Source organism: Streptomyces murinus, from assembly GCF_002154555.1.
Taxonomy (GTDB): domain Bacteria; phylum Actinomycetota; class Actinomycetes; order Streptomycetales; family Streptomycetaceae; genus Streptomyces; species Streptomyces murinus.
The window spans coordinates 1-594 of sequence record NZ_MUNF01000689.1; the positions used below are offsets into that span (position 1 = coordinate 1).

Annotated in this window: 1 protein-coding gene; it reads left to right on the plus strand. The window is 73.4% G+C overall.

Annotated features, from left to right (window positions below; all coding sequences use genetic code 11):
* Nucleotides 1-594 (plus strand): PaaX family transcriptional regulator (locus CCN72_RS33155; RefSeq protein ID WP_107430227.1); only part of this gene is annotated, 594 nt, incomplete at both ends.

Sequence of the window (594 nt, forward strand, 5' to 3'; positions counted from 1 at the left end):
CCCGCCTCAAGCGCCGCGGCCTGCTTCTGCCCGCGCGCACGGAGTCCGGGGCCGCCGGCTACGAACTCTCGCCCGAGGCGCTCCAGTTGATGGAGGACGGCGACCGCCGCATCTACGCCGTCGCGCCGCCCGAGGACGCGGGCTGGGTGCTGGCGGTCTTCTCGGTGCCGGAGACGGAACGCCAGAAGCGCCATGTGCTGCGCTCCCGTCTGTCCTCGCTGGGTTTCGGCACGGCGGCCCCCGGCGTCTGGATCGCTCCGTCCCGTCTCTACGAGGAGACCGAACACACCCTGCGCCGCCTCCACTTGGACCCGTACGTCGACTTCTTCCGCGGCGACCACCTGGGCTTCGCCCCCACCCCCGAGGCGGTCGCCCGCTGGTGGGACCTCGCCTCGATCGCCAAGGAACACCACCGCTTCCTCGACACCCACGCCCCGCTCCTGCGGGCCTGGGAACACCGGGCGGACACCCCGCCGCAGGACGCCTACCGCGACTACCTCCGCACCCTCGACTCCTGGCGCCACCTCCCCTACACCGATCCCGGCCTCCCCACCGACCTCCTCCCCACCGACTGGCCGGGCGTCCGCTCCGCGG